This window comes from Shewanella sp. Choline-02u-19 (assembly GCF_002836205.1).
In the GTDB taxonomy this organism is placed as follows: domain Bacteria; phylum Pseudomonadota; class Gammaproteobacteria; order Enterobacterales; family Shewanellaceae; genus Shewanella.
The window spans coordinates 2,313,341-2,332,239 of record NZ_PJBE01000013.1 but is presented as its reverse complement, the minus strand read 5'-3'; the positions used below and the strand labels follow the sequence as shown (position 1 = coordinate 2,332,239).

The following is an 18,899-nucleotide window of genomic DNA, read 5'->3' as shown; positions in this document are numbered from 1 at the left end:
AAAAACAGCCACCCCAAAGGGTGGCTAGCTAAATCGATGAGAAACTCATTCGTCGCTAAGCTAAATAGCGGTTTTAAAAATATGCATAAACGAAGGTGGTAATTCGATATTAATGGGGATTTTAAGTTTGCGTGCAACATCATTTGATGCGATTAATCCTCGAATATGATGTTGCTCGTGGTCAATGACTAGCATGTGATGTAAGCCATTCTCTTGTAAGGATCGCACAACATCACTGACGTTTGCCGTTGATAGTTGCTGGTAATCCAGTGCCGATAATTGATCTCTAGCGATCATCATATCGGTCACTAATAACTCCTCAATACTGCAAGCAAACTTGTTGGCTAGCTTTACCATTTTACGGTGGAGTAGCTCATGCTTAGTTATCACGCCGAGGAATTGATTATCTTTGTCGACCACTAACCGCATAAATGCATGCGTCTTATCCATTACATTTGAAGTGTCTATTGCGCTTGTTGCTGCGTCGATGACCATAGGTTGAGAATGGTTAAAGTCGGTAAAAATACTCAATGCTGGCGAGTTTAGCTGCGTTTTATCTTCATCGGTCGACCAAAGTAAGTGGTCGATAGATGCGGTGCTATATAGATCTAGGTTTCTCATAGGGCTTTCTCCTGTACTAAGGTACATCTTTCAGGCGATTGATTCGGGGAGGTAACAGCTATATTTTATTTCTATTCACACCGGCTTGATGCTGTAATGCGAAGTCATTAGTTAGCCGTATCAATACAAACTAGTCTTGATGGCGGTAGAGGGTCAATAACATTAAGTACAATTAATATAGGTTAAGCTAATGGTAGAGTTGTTGCCAATATGGTTGATTCTGAAGATTTTTAATATTTTCTATTGTTTAGATTTAATGTTGCAGGCTGAATCTACGTCACTGCTTATTTTCAATTGCTCATAACGTAAAGGACCAGTAGGCTAGTGGTAACGTAATGAAAAGTGAAGCGACTATGAACTCAACGATAGATACCATATTACAACACCGCTCTATACGGCACTTTACCGAGCAAGCGATTGAAGCCGATAAACTGGAACAGATTTTAAATTGTGCTATCGCAGCATCGACCTCAAGTTTTATTCAATGCACCAGTATTATTCGGGTTACCGCTAAAGCATCGAGAGACAAGTTGGTTGAATACGCTGGTGGCCAACCTTATGTTGCTAGCGCGGCAGAGTTCTTTGTCTTTTGCGCTGATTTTAATCGTCATCAGCAGATAAACCCGCAAGCGCAACTGGGCTTTTGTGAGCAAACACTTATCGGAGCAATCGATACTGCTTTGATGGGGCAAAACGCATTGTTGGCAGCGCAATCACTTGGCCTCGGTGGCGTTTTTATTGGTGGTATCCGTAATAACCCTGACAAAGTGGTACAGCTGTTAAACCTTCCAAAGCATGTGATGCCGTTATTTGGACTGTGTTTAGGCTATGCTGCTAAAGCACCAGAGTCTAAGCCGCGTTTACCGCAATCGATAGTGGTGCATCAAGACAGTTATAAGGCATTAGATTTTGATGTCTTAGCACGATATGACCAGCATATTAGAGAGTATTACGGCTCTCGCTCGAGCAATAACAAACAGGTTTCATGGTCAGATCAAATAACGGAAACCCTGAACAAAGAGGCGAGACCCTTCATGCTAAGTGCGATTAATAAACAAGGGTTTCTTTCTAAGTAATTGATATTTAGCTGGCTGTTGGTGATTGTGTTGAGGGCTACGAGGCTAGCGTACTTTTGATTTTTAGATGAATATAGAGATCCTCTAAAGGTTTGAAAATGGTTAACATCCTAGTGTAATGATGACTTTGATAGGAATTCGTTTTTTTAATTATGAATACTTCACCGTCATTAGCTATATCGGTATCTTATGACTTAAACTTGCATTTACACGCTTTTAAAAACCATAAGTGATAGTTATTGTTTATTATTTAGTTTTTCATTCGGTAAGATGGTCATACACTCACCATCTTATCTAGGAGATAACGATGAAACGCCTAAGTTTATCTATCGCTTTAATAGCCTTCTCTGCTCAGAGCTTTGCATTAGAAATTAGTAGTACAGATATCAAAGAAGGGCAGCTAATGCCGAAGAAGTTTGAATACCAAGGTATGGGCTGTAATGGAGGCAACGTCTCGCCACAATTATCTTGGAGTGATGCCCCCAAGGAGACTAAGAGTTTTGCGATTACGGTGTTTGATCCTGACGCGCCTACAGGAAGTGGTTGGTGGCATTGGACGGTACTTAATCTGCCTGCAAGTACGTTATCACTGCCACAAGGGGCATCAGGTAATTTAAAAACCGGTTTAGAGACCAGAATTGATTACGGTAAACCTGGGTTTGGGGGAGCTTGCCCACCGAAAGGGGATGGAATGCATCGGTATCAGTTTACAGTATGGGCACTGCCTGAGGCTAAACTCGAATTACCCGCTGATATCTCTCCTGCTATTGTCGGCTTTACCCTCAACAAGATGGCGTTAGACAAAGCTGTACTCACTGCAACTTACGTTCGTTAATACCTGTTCATTATAATAGAGTAATTGCTGAGTTTATTACCCTATTATTTAGTCACTTCTCTTCATGCTGAATCCCGCATGAAGAGATCATTTGGATGTCATCTCCTTTAAAGAGGAAACTAAGTGCGCGGATTAGTTAAAGTTGATCGCTTCTTTGGCATAAAGTCGCAACCATTGCGTAATGTACCTGTGGTGGCTCCAAGCATTATAGCGGTTACTTCGGGAATAAAAACTCTGCTTTGGCAAGGTGAGACTCTCACATTTAATAGGAGTAATTGGCTTCTCGCTTCTTCTAATGAAAAACTGACCTTTGTGAATGAGCCTTTTCAACAACAATTTAATTCGGTTCAGATCTCGTTTCTTTCATCGCCATCAGAACATATTTTGCAACAATCTATAACTGCCGGAAAAGAGAAAGATTCTATGCTGGCTTCACCCTGTATTGAAGTCACTGATGGCTTGAACTTTGCTTTTTCGCAGCTGCTTAGTATGTCTGAACATCATTTGAGTCAATCAGTGCAGCAGCTCTATCTCGATGCTTTTTATCAACAGCTTAGCGAAGCTGGCGGCTTACCAAGTCTGTTCGGTCATCATCAACTCACATTACGAGATAAAGTGAGTCGTTACGTTGCAGCAGATCCCGCTAGAAATCATTCTATTGATAATGTCTGTGGGCATTTTGCGATGAGCCAAGCAACATTCATGCGGCATCTAAGTAAAGAACACACCTCTTTTAGAGTCATTTTGGCAGAAGTGAGAATGTTACATGCCATAGGGGTGATGCAATCGTCATACAGCCGTAATGGCGCTCAACTCTCTCAGCTAGAGTTAGCGATATGTTGTGGTTATCAATCTGAAACTCGTTTTAGTCAGCGATTTAAACATCAATTTGGAATTTCGCTTAAAGAGTATAAACAGACGCTTAATGAGTGATGCCGCTAAAGTGGTCCCGATAGAAATGATTCAAGATAAGGCTGAACAATATCTGCAAACAGGGTAAAAAACACAAAGTTCGATATCAATAATGAACATCTATAACTAAACATAAATAGCGGCTTGTTCACAAGACCCTATTTTCAATCTAGATGATATTCGAAATATTGATTATAATGTGTCTTTGAAAAGCGAGTTGTATTGATGGTTGTGTCAGTGATGACCTATCAAGTACGATTCAACAAATTATTTATTAAAGAGAAAATACCATGAGCGCTCTCCCACCATGCCCAAAATGTGAATCAGTCTATGTATACGAAGATGGTGCACAACTCGTTTGTCCAGAATGTGCTCATGAATGGAATCCTAACGAAACTATTGTTGATCCAGACGTTATTATCTTAAAAGACGCAGTAGGAAACTTATTAGCAGAAGAAGATAAAGTGACACTAATCAAAGACCTTAAAGTAAAAGGTTCATCGTTAGTGCTTAAGGTTGGCACTAAAGCGGTTATCAAACGCTTTGTGAATGGCGACCACGATATCGACTGCAAAGTAGATGGCCAAGGCTTTATGATGCTTAAATCTAAATTTGTTAAAAAGCAAAGCTAATCGAGCTCCAAAGCTGAAAGCGTGATAGTGATTTATAAGAACACCTGCCTTAGTGCAGGTGTTTTTTTATGGTTCGACAAATAAGCCAATCAGTTTTACAACCCTAGCTGCGTCATTCATATTAATACGTTTTAAATCACTTGCTAGAATTTGAGTAAGATAGCGGCTGTGTAGCGGGCATTAGACGTTAGCGTCTAATTAATTTTTACTATTTGGGCTTAGTTGACGATCTTTTATAGAGTCAGAGAATATGCATGCGTGTTTGTCATTCTCGGCTCTAGTAGCCTCGGTAGGATCTACCTCCCGAATTTGACCTCCATGGAGGGAATACTATATTTGTATGGAACAAAAATAGACCATGAAATTGTATATCGAAACTCACCTGTACATTATAAAGCAGGTTTTAAATCTGCACAGTATGAGCTTCTCAGAGGGCTACTGCTGCGTTGCATTACTTTAAAAGATAATATCGACAATACGTCTAAAAATTAAACGTTTAAGACAGGTTCTAATTGTTCATATATGTCATAAAGTAAATGTTAAACACCAATAAGAAGATAACCGCCGATAAGTGCAATAGCGCCTCCCGATGTCCGAATAAAGTGATGTTGCGGATCCCTATGCTGCATACCCATTCCTAATAATACCCCGACAATATGTATTGCTGCAGTACCGCAGATAAACCCTAGGGCATAGAGTGCCGGGTTAGCCAATTGTGGCATCTCAACACCATGAGCATGACCATGAAATATGGCAAATAGGGCAACAAATGCCATAACCAACAGCTGAGGTAGTTTTTTGTCTATTGCTAAAGCCAATCCTAACAATAGAACCGAGATAGCAATTCCGATCTCTACAAACGGAATAGGAATTGACAGCAAGCCAATAATGCCGCCAATAAGCATAAATATGACGAATACAGTGGGGACGGTCCAGATTGCACGGCCACCAAGTTGGGTACTTAAAAGGCCCACCGACAACATGGCTAACATGTGATCAAATCCTAGAACGGGATGATTAAATCCGGCGAAAAACCCACCAGATGAATGGAGTTCATGGGCCTGCGCAGGCAGTGCTAAAAAGAGGGTGGCAAACACTAGAACAGATAAACGCATCACGGCAAAAATCCTATTTTTGATTAACTCACTCAGGAAGAGTAAGTCAAGATACACGGATTAATAATATGAGGGTTGATACATATCAAGCGTTTGATAAATGTAATAAAGATTGATAATAGGATCCATGTTGTTAGTCGTAATCATCACGCACTTGTATTGCTTGAGTTAGATGGATTTGCAACCTCAGGTTAACTTATTTGTAGCATGGACTCTTTTCAGTATGATATTGACCTGCCCAACGACCTTAAGCTCATTTACATGCCCGACTCCTTGCGTTGTACACTCGTGACAGTAAGAGCGTAGAGTTAACATCTGATGGGTCGAATGAAGCGTGAGCGCTAAGGGCAGTTTATCTTTTGAACTTCGTTTTTGTTCGACTCTTTTATCGTAAAAAATAATGGTGTTAGTACAAGGCTAAGCGAAAGCTCTCAATACTGCGAGTCATTCCGCTGATTTGATCGGCAAGCAGTTTTCCTGAACCACAAGCCATGGTCCAGCCAAGAGTGCCATGGATGGCCAAGGCTTTATGATGCTTAAATCTAAATTTGTTAAAAAGCAGAACTAATCAAGCTTCAAAGCTGATTCAGTTGCTTTATTTTATAAGAACACCTGCTTAGCGCAGGTGTTTTTTTATGCCTAGAAAAGAAACCATTGATGATCACAATCGAATTTAAGCGAGGCAGACTAAACGTCGATACGGTTTAAATCACTCGTTAGAACCTACGCTTAGCCGAGTTATATCCCCAAATAACGATAGCAACGCCATTAATGTGATTAATTTAGACCTCTCTCAGGAATTTTGAATGTAAGACATATTATTGAAAAAATGGTTATTCCTTTTTGAATGGCTTTTGGGATAGAAATGGCATCCTTAATAATCCCCACAACTTGGCGTTATGTTTGGCATCCTGATATTCACCGAGGCCAATGTCGATCTCATTGTCTGCTTTACTGGCTTGGGCTGAATAGGTTCCAAATAACCTATCCCACCAAACGATACTAGAACCAAAGTTACTGTTGCTCTCGGATATGATTTGACTGTGATGAATGCGATGTAATATTTGGGTCACTAATACGGTGCGGGTGATCCGTTCGAGTGTTGGCGATAATCGAATGTTGGCGTGATTAAAGATAGCTAAACCGTTTAATAGAATTTCAAATAAAATAACTGCACTGGCTGGCACCCCTAGAATAATGATGGCCAACGCTTTAACACCGATACTGACAGTGATTTCAATCGGGTGAAATCGCAGCGCGGTAGTGCTATCGACATGCACATCGGCGTGGTGGACCTTATGTAATCGCCACAGCAAGGGGATACGATGAAACAATCGGTGTTGCCAATAGATAAGCAGATCTAATAACAGTAGGCTTAATCCTATATTGGCCCAATTCGGCAGTCCGATATAGGGCAAGAATCCCCATTGCTGTTGGTGACCAAAGAGTGCAAGACCCGCTAATCCAATCGGTAATACTAACCTTGCCGCAACAGCTGAAATGACGAGTATTGCCACATTGCCGAATAAGCGAGTGCCTTGTTTCGGCGTTGTTGCTGTGTTGGGGAACTTCCTTGCCGGAAAGCAACGCTCTAGTAGTAACATTAACGCCAGCACTGTTAAAAATATTCCTAGTCGTATTGATGATGCATCATCCATTATCACATTTACCTTGTGAGGTTTGGTTAAGGGGCGTGTGGTTTTTTAACGTATGGTAGCCACCGTGAATACGAGTGAAGATAGTAATTGAGCCTAGCAAAGCAAAACTGTAAGCCAGCTCTGGAAAGTACTCTGGCCATAGACAGAATGCCAGAAAAAAGGCGATGGTTTCGGTACCTTCAGTTAAGCCATTCAAAAAGTAAAAACTCTTATTGGCAAACTGGGGCCGCGGTAAATGGAGCTTCTCTGCTGGAATCGCAAATGCCAAAAAGCTTGAGCTTGTCCCCATAAATACACTTAATAATACCGCTGCGGGTAAGGCGTTTTCAATCGGGCTAGCGATGGCAAATCCTAACGGTACCGCTGCATAAAATAAAAAGTCGACACAAATGTCTAAAAAGCCTCCCGCAGAGGTATTTTTGTTTTGATAACGAGCAAGAGCGCCATCGACTCCATCAAAAATTCGGTTAATTAAGATCACCACAAGCGCCGCATACCATTGCTGTAATGCCAACAATGGTAATGCAGTCATACCGATACCAAATCCCACTAAGGTGATCTGATCTGGGCTAATATTGCGCTTATCCAGCGGTTTGACTAACGGCCGTAATAACGTATTAATGATGGGCGTGACAAATCGATCTAGCATGGTGTAATCCTATTGTGGCGACGCCTGTTGCCGAGTTAGATGAGTAAGTGGCTATCAAAGTAAGGATCTAACTCAATTCAGCCACTTATATTGAGGAGCTTTTGCTATCGTTTAAAGCGCTTAAGTTAACGTGATTACTTTCCCTTTTGCAGCATTAGCATCGGTTTGATCATGGGTGACCATGACCACAGGTAATTGATGACGCTTAATGAGGTCAAACACCAGCTGCCGAGTTTCTTGGCGTAGTTGACTATCAAGTTTACTAAAAGGCTCATCGAGCAAAATGGCTTCAGGTTGACTCAATAACACCCGCAATAATGCCACTCGTGCTTGTTGCCCTCCTGATAAACTTTGCGTCTTACGCTGCTCCATACCCGCCAGTCCCACCTGTTCTAATGCTTGGCTGATCTGTTGGCGTCGTAGTGGAGCATCGCCTTTAGGCATGGCAAAGGCGATATTGCCCGCGACTGATAAATGCGGAAACAGCAATGGGTCTTGATAGAGTATACCGATATGGCGTAAATGGCTGGCAGTGACTGTGATGTTGTGCCCATTTAAATGTAACTGACCTTGAGCACTGAATCCTTGTGGCAGCATGCCCGTTAACCAGTTTAATAACGTCGACTTACCGCTGCCTGATGGCCCCATAATCGTCAAAATATCACCGCCGTTAATGGTTTCATTAAGGGACAGTAAAGGGGTATTTTGACGTGTTAATACTAGCTGTTCAATGCGTAACGATCCTGGTACTGACCGGGATAAAGGCGCATTGTCGGCTGAAGAGTGTGTTGACTGTAATGGCATATTGGTCCCTATACGCGACGTCGAAAGAGAATATTGGGGATAAGCCAAGCCACTAAAAACGCGATGGCAGGCAAGAACATCTGCATTAAGGCATAAACGGCACTGACTCGGCGACTAGCACCATTGGCTAACGCAACAGCCTCGGTGGTAATGGTCTCTATTCTGCCACCACCAGCCAGCAAAGTGGGTAAGTATTGGCTAAAACTAATGGCTAAGCCCAGCGCGATGGCGATTAAAATAGGTGCCAATAGCATAGGTAATTTTATCTGCCAAAATATTTTAACCGGTGCCGCACCAAGGCTTGCTGCAACAGCTGCATAGCGAGGATCAACACGTCGATAACTGTTGGCAAGTGACAAAAAAACATAGGGTAATACAAACAATAGGTGCGCTAACACCACATTGATAAAAGCATGGTGGCTATTTACTTGTTCTTGTAGCCAAACTAAGCCGAATAAAAAGGTAATACTGGGGATCAGCAAGGGCAAGTAAATAATCACGCTGCTAATCGCTGACAGGTTTTTACCTCGTTGTTGTTCTGCCTCAAGCACAAATACGGTGATGATGATCGCAAGCGCAGTGCTACAGATGCCAATGAGCACAGTATTGATCAATGGTGCGTGCATTTGTACTAACGCTGATTGCCAATGCATGCCAACCCATTGCTGTGGTATTGCCATAGGATAAGGCCAAAAACCGGCCACCGACCACAATAACATGCCAAATAATGATAAGCCGATAACACTGAGTAAAAGCACCGTCAGTAGATGAGTAATTCGTTGCCATAACAAGTCGCGGTAGTCGCGGCGACCATTAATTAAACTATTGATGCTTAATCGTTTTACGAGACGTTCTAACAACCACCAAATCGTTAACAACGCCAAGGTAACCGATATTTGTAATAGCGCCCCTGCAGAGGCTTTAATGCGCAGACTTAAATCGACATCATTAAACCATTGCATAATGGCGACGGCTAAAGTGGGTGGGGTATTCGGGCCTAAAATTAATGGGATTTCAACGCTGGCACTGGCATAAGCCAATACGGCTAAAACCGGTAAGCGCAGATAAGGATAAAGGCTTGGTAACACGATTTTAAAAAATGCGGTCATTGGGCTGTAGCCGAGACTAAGTGCGACTCGATGCTGAGAGCGTAACGTATTGCCTATGTCTGGCTGGGCTAATACGCCAAGGGCAATTAACAACAAAAAAGGCAGTTCTTTAATGGTTAAGCCGATAATAATACTGATGCCCATGGCATCGTGCGGGTATAACCAGTCCGGTGGGCTCGTCCATCCACTAAGCCAGGGCGATACTAAACGCGACACCATGCCAGATGGTGCGATTAAGAAGCCGATAGCAATGGCCGCCGCAGCATGTGGAATAACTAAGAGAGGCCCTAATAAGCGTTGAATTCGTTTTAACCATGGGCTTGAAAAGTAACTGGCTAGGATCAATGTCGTCATTATAAATGCTAGTAACGTGCTGATTAAACTGGTGGTAAAACTGAGCATGACCATGCGACTCATGCCTGGCGTCGCCATTAATTGTTCAAACCCGTGCAACCCGAACTCAGTTGATCCTAATGCAGGGACCCAGCCAAAAGCGGGTAAAATCACCCCCAACAATCCTGCTAATACGGGCAGCACGATTAATGTCACCATGACAGATGGGCTAAAACTGACGACGCGGGTAAACAGGGTATTGGCAGCAATCATGGTTTCACCCCATAACGACTCAGCCATTGCTGAGCAATAATCTGGGTCCAGCTGGGATGAGGTTCGCTTAAGGCAGGACTCGCCACGTAATGCGCCATGCTGGTCGCAGCAGCGTCCGGTATCGTCTGCTTATTGTCTTGCTTGGCAGTTTGTGTGCTGAATAAAGTTTGTTGCGTTAAGGTCAGCAGTGAACGGTCTAATACCGTGCTATCACCCCACATCTCTATGTGTTGTTTCTTTGCCTGTGCTTCAGGGCTAAGCAGGAAATTAATCACTAATTTTGCACTGTCGATATGAGCTGCGTTATAGGGGATGGCTACAAAGTGAATGTTGCTTAAACTGCCATCTTGCATCTTATAACTGCGGGTACTGCTGGGAAGATCAAAGCGAGCGATTGCAGCTGGGATTTCGGCTGCTGAGAAGGTGAATGCGAGGTTCAATTCACCGTCGCCCACTAAGCGGCGTAGCGTCATACCGCTAGACACAAAGTGTTGACCTTTACGCCAGAGCGAAGGGTGTAACTCATCTAAAAACTGCCATAAAACAGGTAATAATAACGCTTCACTTTGAGGCGATGCGGGTTGATAAAGCCGTTCTTTTATTGCCGTCGGTTGAGCGTCATTCAACATTATTAACGCATATTTTAAAAAGCTCATGGCTAAAAAATCAGGTGGCTTAGGATAAGTAAACCGCCCTGGATGATCTTGGCTCCAGTCGAGTAACTGTAATAATGTTAAAGGTGGAACAGTGGTTGCGGTGCTATTGTAGTAAAAGGATAGTGAGGCTTGTCCCCACGGCGCTTCCATTCCTTGTGTTGGCACGCCAAAGTCGCGTGTCATTGCTGGGTTATGCTCAGGGTTGGTTAAGCTAAAATTGGGTAGCTGGCTAACCCAATTTGGGGTTAGTAATTGATGCTGTGCCATTGATGCAAAATTCTCACCGTTAATCCACACCATATCGACCTGACCATTATGATGATTTTCCGCTGATCTCTCAGACAATACACGGCTGACGGCTTCGCTGGTGTTGGTTAATTTTACTTGGTGTAAGTTAATGGAATATCGTTGTTTGACCTGCTCTGCAACCCATAGGATATACATATTAATTTGTGGGTCGCCACCCCAAGCATGAAAATAAACATCTTGGTTTCTACCGCGAGATTCAATCTCTGACCATATTTTATCGGGGGAGGTCGAGGCATGACTTACGCTTGGCCATAAGCTCGTTGACAAACAGACGAAAAGTACCCTTGCCGCCAAATGATAGTGGGCGGTTTTAAGGTGAAGTGACAGGCTAAGTCGTTTACTGATTGTCATTCAGCGACCAATCATAATCTAAAAATTCAATCTGCATTTCTTGCCGGGTCAGCGCAGCTTGTTGCGCTGGGGTAAGTTCGAGTACATCGATATATAACAGTAAGAAAGCCGCGACAGAATGGCTGTTATTAAACCCCATAGTAAAATCTTCGTCGTACCATTTAAAAATGGATGACAGATATAAAGTGCCATCTTTGAAATAGTTGCGGCGGGTGTCGGCAACAAAGCGCTCGGTTTGAGCTGCTAATTGTTGTTCGAGCTTAGCACCCGTGTAAGCTTCTTCACGCAGCGCGGGGCAGCCTATACTGGCGCAATTGACTGCAAAGTGAATGCGCGGATCATTATAACGGCCACTACCACGAATTAATTTATGCTCAATGTCATTTAAACTGCGAGTTTCGCCCAATAATGGAATAAATGATTTATCCCAAGGTGAGCGAAAAAAACTGCCTAACGCTTTAATGGAATCGATATCAGGATAGGTGGTTAGAATAAACTCAACTGTCCATGCATTATAGGCATTGATTAGAAAGGCCAATTGCTGCGTTGTGTCCCAGCCATCAAATGTTGTTTGGGTGATTAGACTTAATTGATTGAGGTAGCCCTTTAATATGCTTCTGTCTTGTAGCATGGCGCGGTAGTCGACTGCGCTGCTGTGACCTTGATTAATTGGCTGTACATTCCGAATGAGTAATTGTTGCCAATCATCATGTAAATGTGGTGCAGATGGAGCATCTGCCGCCATCGCAATGTGACTGAGCACAATGCTGACAGCCAACAGCAAACCTTGAACATATCGGGTTAAGATCTTCATTATTCTGGGTTCTCGCTCAGCATTTTTACTCTGGACTCTCACTTTGCAATTTGATTCAGCCGCGACGCCAGCCATGGTATTTTTCTAACCAACGTAGCACAGTCGCAGGGGCATGATTACGTTTCCATTCACCAGCCGCGTATTTGTTACCTTCAGCCCACGTCGGATAACTGTGTATGGTGCCCAGGATTTTATTCAAGCCTAAGCCATGTTTCATTGCTAACACAAACTCGGCAATTAAATCCCCAGCATGTTCAGAGACGACGGTGACTCCTAAAATGTTGTCTTTCCCTTTAGGCGTAATAACTTTAATGAAACCGTCAGTTGCACTGTCAGTGATGGCGCGGTCAAGCTCTGCAAAATCAAAACGAGTGACTTCGTAATCAATGCCTTGCTGTATTGCTTCCTCTTCATTAATACCGACTCGCGCCACCTCGGGGTCGATAAACGTGGTCCATGGGATCACGCGGTAATCGACTTTAAACTTTTTGAAATGACCAAATAATGCATTCACCGCAGCGTACCAACCTTGATGCGCTGCCACGTGAGTAAATTGATATGGCCCAACAATATCGCCAGCGGCATAAATATTGGGATACAAGGTTTCTAAATATTCATTGGTCACAATAGTGCGGTTAGTTTCAATGCCGAGTTCTTCTAAACCATAACCGCTTAAGCGCGCACTGCGGCCTACGGCACACAGCAGTTGATCGTATTCAATAGCAACTTCTTGCTGTTGGTGCTTAACAATGAGCAATTTTTTACCATCACGTAATTCGCAGCGCAGCGCTTGATGTGAGGTTAATATGTTCACGCCGCTTTTTTGCAATGCATGTGTCGCAAACTCAGACACTTCAACATCTTCTTTGATCATGATGCGTTCTGCCATTTCGATTTGGGTTACTTGCGACCCTAAACGAGCAAAACATTGTGCTAATTCTGCACCAATAGGCCCACCGCCCAGCACCACGAGTTTTTCTGGGGCTGTATCTAGCTTAGAAAACTCGCTCCACAAGGTGTCACTGGTGACATAACCGGTGGTTTCTATGCCGGGCAATGGCGGTACAAAAGGGCGTGCGCCAGTGGCAATCACAATACTGCGAGCGGTTAATTTATTGCTGCTTCCATCGGGGAAGGTTATCTCAACTGTCCAAGGGTCGACTAATTTGGCGTAACCTTTTAGCACTTCGACACCTAAATTGGTGTAGCGCTCTACGCTGTCGTGGGGAGCAATATCAGCGATGACTTGCTGTACTCTTGCCATTACGTGTTTAAACGAAAAGCTCGGCTCTGTGCTGTTCAAACCATAATGATGAGCATGTCTTATTTGCTGGGCAACTTTGGCACTTTTAATAATGGCCTTACTGGGGACACAACCGTAGTTTAAGCAATCACCGCCCATTTCGCCGGCTTCAATCAAGGTCACTTTAGCTTTTACTGCCGCGGCAATATAACTGGTAACCAAACCACCAGCCCCCGCGCCGATAACAATCATGTTGCGATCAAACTTAGCGGGTTTATTCCAATTGCGATAAACGCGGCGTTTTTTAATTATGTTAACAATCATTTTGGCTATAAGCGGGAATAATCCTAATAGTGCAAAGGAGACTATGAGCTTGAAAGATAAAATATCCGATAGACTATCAATCTGCGCTAACTGAGTGCCAGCGTTAACATAAACAAAGGTGCCGGCAAACATGCCTAACTGGCTAACCCAATAAAAAGTCCAAGACTTAAATGCAGTTACACCCATTAATAAATTGATTAAAAAGAACGGGAAAATAGGCACTAAACGTAATGTAAATAAGTAAAACCCGCCCTCTTTTTGGATACCAGCATCAATAGCGGCTAAGCGTTCAGGAAAGCGTTGCTTAATGGAATCGCGCAGTAAATAGCGCGATACTAAAAAGGCCGATAATGCCCCAATACTTGACGCAAATGATGCAATTATTAAGCCTTCGACAACGCCAAATAATGCGCCAGAGGCAAGCGTTAATATTGCAGCTCCCGGCAGTGATAATGCCGTTATCATCACGTACAGCAGGAAGAATCCACCGATGACCACCACTGGAGACTGCTCGCGCCATTGGCTGAATTCATTCATCGACGCTTTTAAGCCATCTAAGGTCAGTAATTGATGTAAATCATAGTGAAAGAATAAACCCATTAAAGAGGCGACAATTAATAACAACACGATTTTCTTAGACATAAACTAAAACCTTAAAATGAATACTGTAAAGTGACGGTTGCGTTGACCGGGAGCTCCGGAAATACCAAGGTGGAACCGAAGTAACCGCCTTCAAATACCGGACGCCAATTCTTTTGATTGGTCACGTTGTTGATGTCGAGTCGTAATCTCGCCCGATCGGAAAAGTCATAACTGGTATTGATGTTTAGTGTGTACTGGTCTCGAATATAAACGGTGGCTAAATAATCTAATGGGTAACTCATGGTATATAGACCGGAGAAACCCGCTTGCCATTTCTCAGTGATATCTACTCCGCCGTTTAAAGAGGTGGTTTGTTCAGGAATACCTTGTACACGGCGGTTTGTGGGGGCGAAAGACGCAAAGTTTGGCGCACCAACCCCGGTTCCTTCAATAATATCTGGACGAGAGTTATCAAAGGCATCGGCGACTTGAGCGCTATCTTGGCTGCTGGCTGAGTCATCAAAGCGAGCATCTAAATAACTGTAACCCGCGCTAAGCCAAAAGGGTGATGCATCATAAAATGCTTGTAACTCCAGTCCCTTGGTACGAATGCCGGTATTACTGCCATCACGATTACGCAGGCTTCGCTTTTGATCAAATATGGCGGCATCGGCATACCAAGCATTGTCAGTCGGTGCGTACTTAATGCCGATTTCTGTAAAGGTGTTTTCAGTGGCAAAGTTTTGTAGGCTAATGGTGTTATTAGCGCCCAAGGTATTGCCGCCCGCCATGCTGTTAGACGTTGACTCGTTATAACTGGCACTCGCATAAGCGGTAAAATCTTGACTGACACGGTAGCTTAAACTGATCTGTGCAGAATTGAGCATTTCATTAATCGAATCACTGGCGGCAATTTGTCCTACTGGAGCAATGGGGTCGCGAGCTTTTACATCATAAAAATCTGCACGATAGCCGACGCTGGTAAAAAAAGTGTCAGTCCATTGGCTATTATGCTGAATAGCCAGTCCGGTTTGCCAACTGGTAGAGTCGGTGGTGTCAGATAATGAAAAGTCGCCACTACCATTGGCGTTGATATCGTATTGCGCGCCGGGTGACACAAATACGCCTGGGCGGAGTTCCACTAACCTTACTTGCTGTTGTGCTGTTAACGGAATACGACGGTTACCAATGGGCCCAGTTAAATCAATGGGTAAATCTGCTTCAGTGGTAAATTGACTGTAGCCGAGTACCTTGTTGTAACGCACATCGACAGCCGTAATGGTGGATTGGGTATCATTCCATTGGTATGCCAATTCAAGCCGATTTTGCGCCGTATCGGCGCCATCAATAATTTCAACAAAACTGTTTTGGGCAATTTCTTCACGAGTTAGATGCTGATAATAAGTGATATTTTTTAATGTGGCTTTTTCGCTTAATTCAAGAGTATAGATACTGTGAAGTAAGAAGGTGCTGGCACCATTTGTGTTGTTCGGATCGGTTAATACGCGGTTGCGATCTATTTCAACCAATCCGGTCGGAGATACAATAGCATTGGCGCCAGGAATGCTGCTGCCATTAGGTTGTATGCCTTGACCGGTAATATATAACCCGCTGTCGATTAAGGCTTGGGTGGGGCGGTTAATTCCTGCGTTGTCAGTAAACTCGACATCATAGTACTCAGCATTGATATCCCAACTGCTGTTTTGGTTAACTAATAATCGAAATGCCAAAAATACACTGTCACTTTTAAACGCGGAGTAATCGTAGTAACTGCCATTATCAATATGTTCAGCACTGATCCTAAAACCACTCTCGTTTTCAACAATATCGCTACCGAAGTCAATTTGGGCACGATAATGATCCCAGCTGCCTGCGGATACATTTAGTTTGCCAAATTTTTCATTGGTCGGCGCAACCTTAGAGTGCAAATTAACAAAACCGCCGTTGCGTTGGCTGGTGCCTAACAACACAGGAGGCGGCCCTTTAATCACATCGATTTGCTCAATAGCGTTAAAGGACAGTGGCACTCCAAAACCATTGTTACCCGCTTGTCGGCGAATACCGTCTTGATACAGTTCACCTAATTGGCCACGGATCGTCGGTAAGCTTGAAGCACCAAAACCGCTAGCTGAATAACTATTAGGGCTGACTTTTTGAATATCTTGTAAGTCAGTCATATTGAGCTGTTGCATCATTTCGCTAGTGATAGGCGTAACAGCACGGGCGATATCTTTAAGCTCTATTTCATCGCCAAATGGTCCGTCTATAGTGGCATTTTTAGGTGATACCCCCTTTTCATTTATAGTCTCACCTAATACCTGGATCACTTCGATAGTTTTTGCTGGTGGCTCTGCCGCGAAGCTTAAATTTGAATAAAGCACCATGCTGATGACAACGGCAATCAATGAGCGAGCAGGGAAGTCACTAACGGCGGGCATAATATTTCCTGTGGTGATGAACATAACTTAATAGTACGGGCTATCAGAAAATAACTTTCATCAAGGATATACCTATTTAGTTGGTCGTATATCGAATATATATAACTAGGGGCTGTTGATCTTTTACGGTTGTTTTTGCCGCCGTTTATTGGCTGTTTTCCCACCCGCCAACATTATTACTATTTTGTGGGTGGCTTATCCATATCGTTCAGATAAGCCATTTATTTCTAACCCCATCAACAATAGACGTCATTACTTTTACTCCCAGCGTGACGGCTTATACTTAAGGTTGATTAATCTTAACGGTTGAAGCTAGCGATATATTGAGCTCAAATAGGCCACTGTTACTGTTATTTTGCACCGTTTATCGAGGTTAATAGCTTGCCAATAAAACTGTCTATTGATCATTAAGTGAGGTGTTACTCATTTTCGACAGAACCTATTAGTGCCTTGAGTCACAATGGTAGCGTTTTTGAGATGGCAAAGGTTGTCTTTTTGTTAAGTTTGTAATGCATTATGGTTTACCATGTTTTAATTAAGGTTTATTTAATATAAACGAGGTTTTTTAGCGTTAAGTTACTTTCATTTAACTATGTCTTCTTGTTATTCTCCTGCGACAGATGAGCTCTGAATGCTTTGCATTCACAAAATTAACCGTATTAGTAGGCTGGACACTCTCTTTGAAATTAGCTTCTTACCAACGACTGATTGCAAAGTTACCCTCAGCGGTAAAGCTTTCTTATGCCGGTAAGACAAACCTATCCCTGTTTTTAGGGGGGGTATTTCTGCTATTTTTATCTGATGGTCTATCCGTTTCTACTGGCGGCTATGTTGATGTAAGTGAACTAATCGCCCTGAGTGATGGTTTCTTTGTTGAGTGTCTGGGAGTTAGCTTATTTAGTTTGTTGCTGGTTAATCCACAGGTCATCAAACAATTTTGGCGATTGATTAGCTTCATCTTTAAATTAACTAAAAAGTTAAATTCAAGTCATCTGTTATCCGATTTATCAGTTCCTTCGCTTCAGTCTCTAGCACAAGACGCTCACGGTTGCCGCGCTCCTCCTTTTTAGACTTCTATTTCTTTATAACACTTAGCTAATCACCCATTAGATCATAATCTCGAATGACTTAATTCGAGTGCGCTTATGCACAGCTGTATATTGCGTAATCATGGTTTGATCAGTGTATTAGCCACTGCTGTGCGGCGAGTGAATACCTGCCTACAGAGAGATAAAACCTTAAGGTGAGAGGAATCTTCCTTTGTTAATTCGAAATTTAAGTAAAGCTGCTCTGGCGATATTTGCAATATTGCTGAGCGGCTGTGAAGGCGGTGTGCTCGATCCCAAAGGGCAAATTGGCATTGATGAGAAACATCTCATCGTTGTCGCCACCTTGTTGATGTTGATTGTGGTGATCCCGGTGATTTTCATGACGCTGTATTTTGCCTGGAAGTACCGTGATGGCCGCGATCAAGAAATTTATGCGCCTAAATGGGCTCATTCAAAAAACATTGAAATCGTTGTTTGGTTAGTGCCGATCGTGATTGTGATTATTCTTGGTGTCATCACCTGGGGGTCAACACATGATTTAGATCCTTATAAACCATTAGAACATGAGGCTAAACCTATCACTGTTGAGGTGGTCTCCCTCAACTGGAAGTGGTTGTTTATATATCCTGAGTTGGGGATAGCTTCGGTCAATGAGTTGGCATTTCCTGCCAATGTGCCAGTGAACTTTAAAATTACCTCAGACACTGCAATGAACTCCTTCTTTATTCCGCAACTCGGCAGCCAGATTTACTCAATGGCGGGGATGGCGACTCAACTGCATTTGATTGCTAATGAACCGGGAATCTTCAATGGTATTTCGGCTAACTATAGCGGCGCTGGATTTACTGGGATGAAGTTTAAGGCTATTGCGACAGCGACAGCTGAAGACTTTGATGCTTGGGTAGCAAAAGTGAAAAAACAAAGCAGAAAGCTTGATAGTCAAAGTTATAAAGCGCTCGCTATCGAGAGTGAAAATAATCCTGTTGAGTATTACGGAACAGTCAGTAAAGGCATGTTTAACCAGATCGTGATGCAATATATGCATAAGGATACGGGTATGGATATGTCACACCATTCAGGACATTCATCCCCTAAAAATGGGGAGACGGAGTAACC

General features: G+C 43.0%; 16 protein-coding genes. 6 read left to right on the top strand and 10 right to left on the bottom strand.

Features of this window, described 5'->3' with window-relative positions:
• Positions 1-60 precede the first annotated feature (60 nt).
• The gene (locus CXF83_RS16825; RefSeq protein WP_101090645.1) at positions 61-621 is read right to left on the bottom strand and encodes a CBS domain-containing protein; all 561 of its coding nucleotides are present in this window, start codon (positions 619-621) and stop codon (positions 61-63) included.
• Between the two features lie 353 nt (positions 622-974).
• Here CXF83_RS16825 and nfsA point away from each other — a divergent pair, with 353 nt between their 5' ends.
• From nfsA to CXF83_RS16805, 4 genes are all read left to right on the top strand, one after another.
• On the top strand, positions 975-1,697 hold the full coding sequence (gene nfsA, locus CXF83_RS16820; protein ID WP_101090684.1) for an oxygen-insensitive NADPH nitroreductase: 723 nt from the start codon (positions 975-977) through the stop codon (positions 1,695-1,697).
• A gap of 307 nt (positions 1,698-2,004) precedes the next feature.
• On the top strand, positions 2,005-2,532 hold the full coding sequence (locus CXF83_RS16815; RefSeq protein ID WP_101090646.1) for a YbhB/YbcL family Raf kinase inhibitor-like protein: 528 nt from the start codon (positions 2,005-2,007) through the stop codon (positions 2,530-2,532).
• 123 nt (positions 2,533-2,655) lie between these two features.
• Positions 2,656-3,465 (top strand): AraC family transcriptional regulator, encoded by an 810-nt coding sequence (locus tag CXF83_RS16810; RefSeq protein ID WP_101090647.1) that lies wholly within the window; start codon positions 2,656-2,658, stop codon positions 3,463-3,465.
• A 269-nt stretch (positions 3,466-3,734) separates the two neighbouring features.
• Positions 3,735-4,076, top strand: a complete 342-nt coding sequence (locus tag CXF83_RS16805; protein ID WP_101090648.1) for a zinc ribbon domain-containing protein YjdM — start codon at positions 3,735-3,737, stop codon at positions 4,074-4,076.
• Between the two features lie 539 nt (positions 4,077-4,615).
• On the opposite strand, the gene CXF83_RS16800 is transcribed toward CXF83_RS16805, so the two are convergent.
• The 9 genes from CXF83_RS16800 to CXF83_RS16755 form a co-directional block, all read right to left on the bottom strand.
• Positions 4,616-5,194, bottom strand: a complete 579-nt coding sequence (locus CXF83_RS16800; protein WP_101090649.1) for a HupE/UreJ family protein — start codon at positions 5,192-5,194, stop codon at positions 4,616-4,618.
• 830 nt (positions 5,195-6,024) lie between these two features.
• Positions 6,025-6,849 (bottom strand): sterol desaturase family protein, encoded by an 825-nt coding sequence (locus tag CXF83_RS16790; RefSeq protein ID WP_232775134.1) that lies wholly within the window; start codon positions 6,847-6,849, stop codon positions 6,025-6,027.
• Positions 6,842-7,498 (bottom strand): CDP-alcohol phosphatidyltransferase family protein, encoded by a 657-nt coding sequence (locus CXF83_RS16785; RefSeq protein ID WP_101090650.1) that lies wholly within the window; start codon positions 7,496-7,498, stop codon positions 6,842-6,844. Before CXF83_RS16785 ends, CXF83_RS16790 begins: the two co-directional genes overlap by 8 nt.
• 120 nt (positions 7,499-7,618) lie before the next feature.
• Positions 7,619-8,302 (bottom strand): ATP-binding cassette domain-containing protein, encoded by a 684-nt coding sequence (locus CXF83_RS16780; protein ID WP_101090651.1) that lies wholly within the window; start codon positions 8,300-8,302, stop codon positions 7,619-7,621.
• Positions 8,303-8,310: 8 nt separating this feature from the next.
• Positions 8,311-10,044 (bottom strand): ABC transporter permease, encoded by a 1,734-nt coding sequence (locus tag CXF83_RS16775; RefSeq protein ID WP_101090652.1) that lies wholly within the window; start codon positions 10,042-10,044, stop codon positions 8,311-8,313.
• Positions 10,014-11,333 (bottom strand): ABC transporter substrate-binding protein, encoded by a 1,320-nt coding sequence (locus CXF83_RS16770; protein WP_101090653.1) that lies wholly within the window; start codon positions 11,331-11,333, stop codon positions 10,014-10,016. The genes CXF83_RS16775 and CXF83_RS16770 overlap by 31 nt, the downstream gene beginning before the upstream one ends.
• Positions 11,320-12,147, bottom strand: coding sequence for a DUF547 domain-containing protein (locus CXF83_RS16765; protein ID WP_101090686.1), 828 nt, complete (start codon positions 12,145-12,147; stop codon positions 11,320-11,322). Before CXF83_RS16765 ends, CXF83_RS16770 begins: the two co-directional genes overlap by 14 nt.
• 55 nt (positions 12,148-12,202) lie before the next feature.
• Positions 12,203-14,356, bottom strand: a complete 2,154-nt coding sequence (locus tag CXF83_RS16760; protein ID WP_101090654.1) for an FAD-dependent oxidoreductase — start codon at positions 14,354-14,356, stop codon at positions 12,203-12,205.
• Positions 14,357-14,367: 11 nt separating this feature from the next.
• Positions 14,368-16,680: a TonB-dependent receptor gene (locus tag CXF83_RS16755; RefSeq protein WP_443018869.1), complete on the bottom strand. Its 2,313-nt coding sequence runs from the start codon at positions 16,678-16,680 to the stop codon at positions 14,368-14,370.
• Between the two features lie 734 nt (positions 16,681-17,414).
• On the opposite strand from CXF83_RS16755, the gene CXF83_RS16750 reads away from it, so the two are divergent.
• Both CXF83_RS16750 and cyoA read left to right on the top strand, forming a co-directional pair.
• Entirely contained in the window at positions 17,415-17,804 is a 390-nt protein-coding gene (locus CXF83_RS16750) for a hypothetical protein (RefSeq protein WP_232775133.1), read from the top strand.
• A gap of 190 nt (positions 17,805-17,994) precedes the next feature.
• Positions 17,995-18,897, top strand: a complete 903-nt coding sequence (gene cyoA / locus CXF83_RS16745; protein WP_101090656.1) for a ubiquinol oxidase subunit II — start codon at positions 17,995-17,997, stop codon at positions 18,895-18,897.
• The last annotated feature ends 2 nt before the right edge of the window (positions 18,898-18,899 follow it).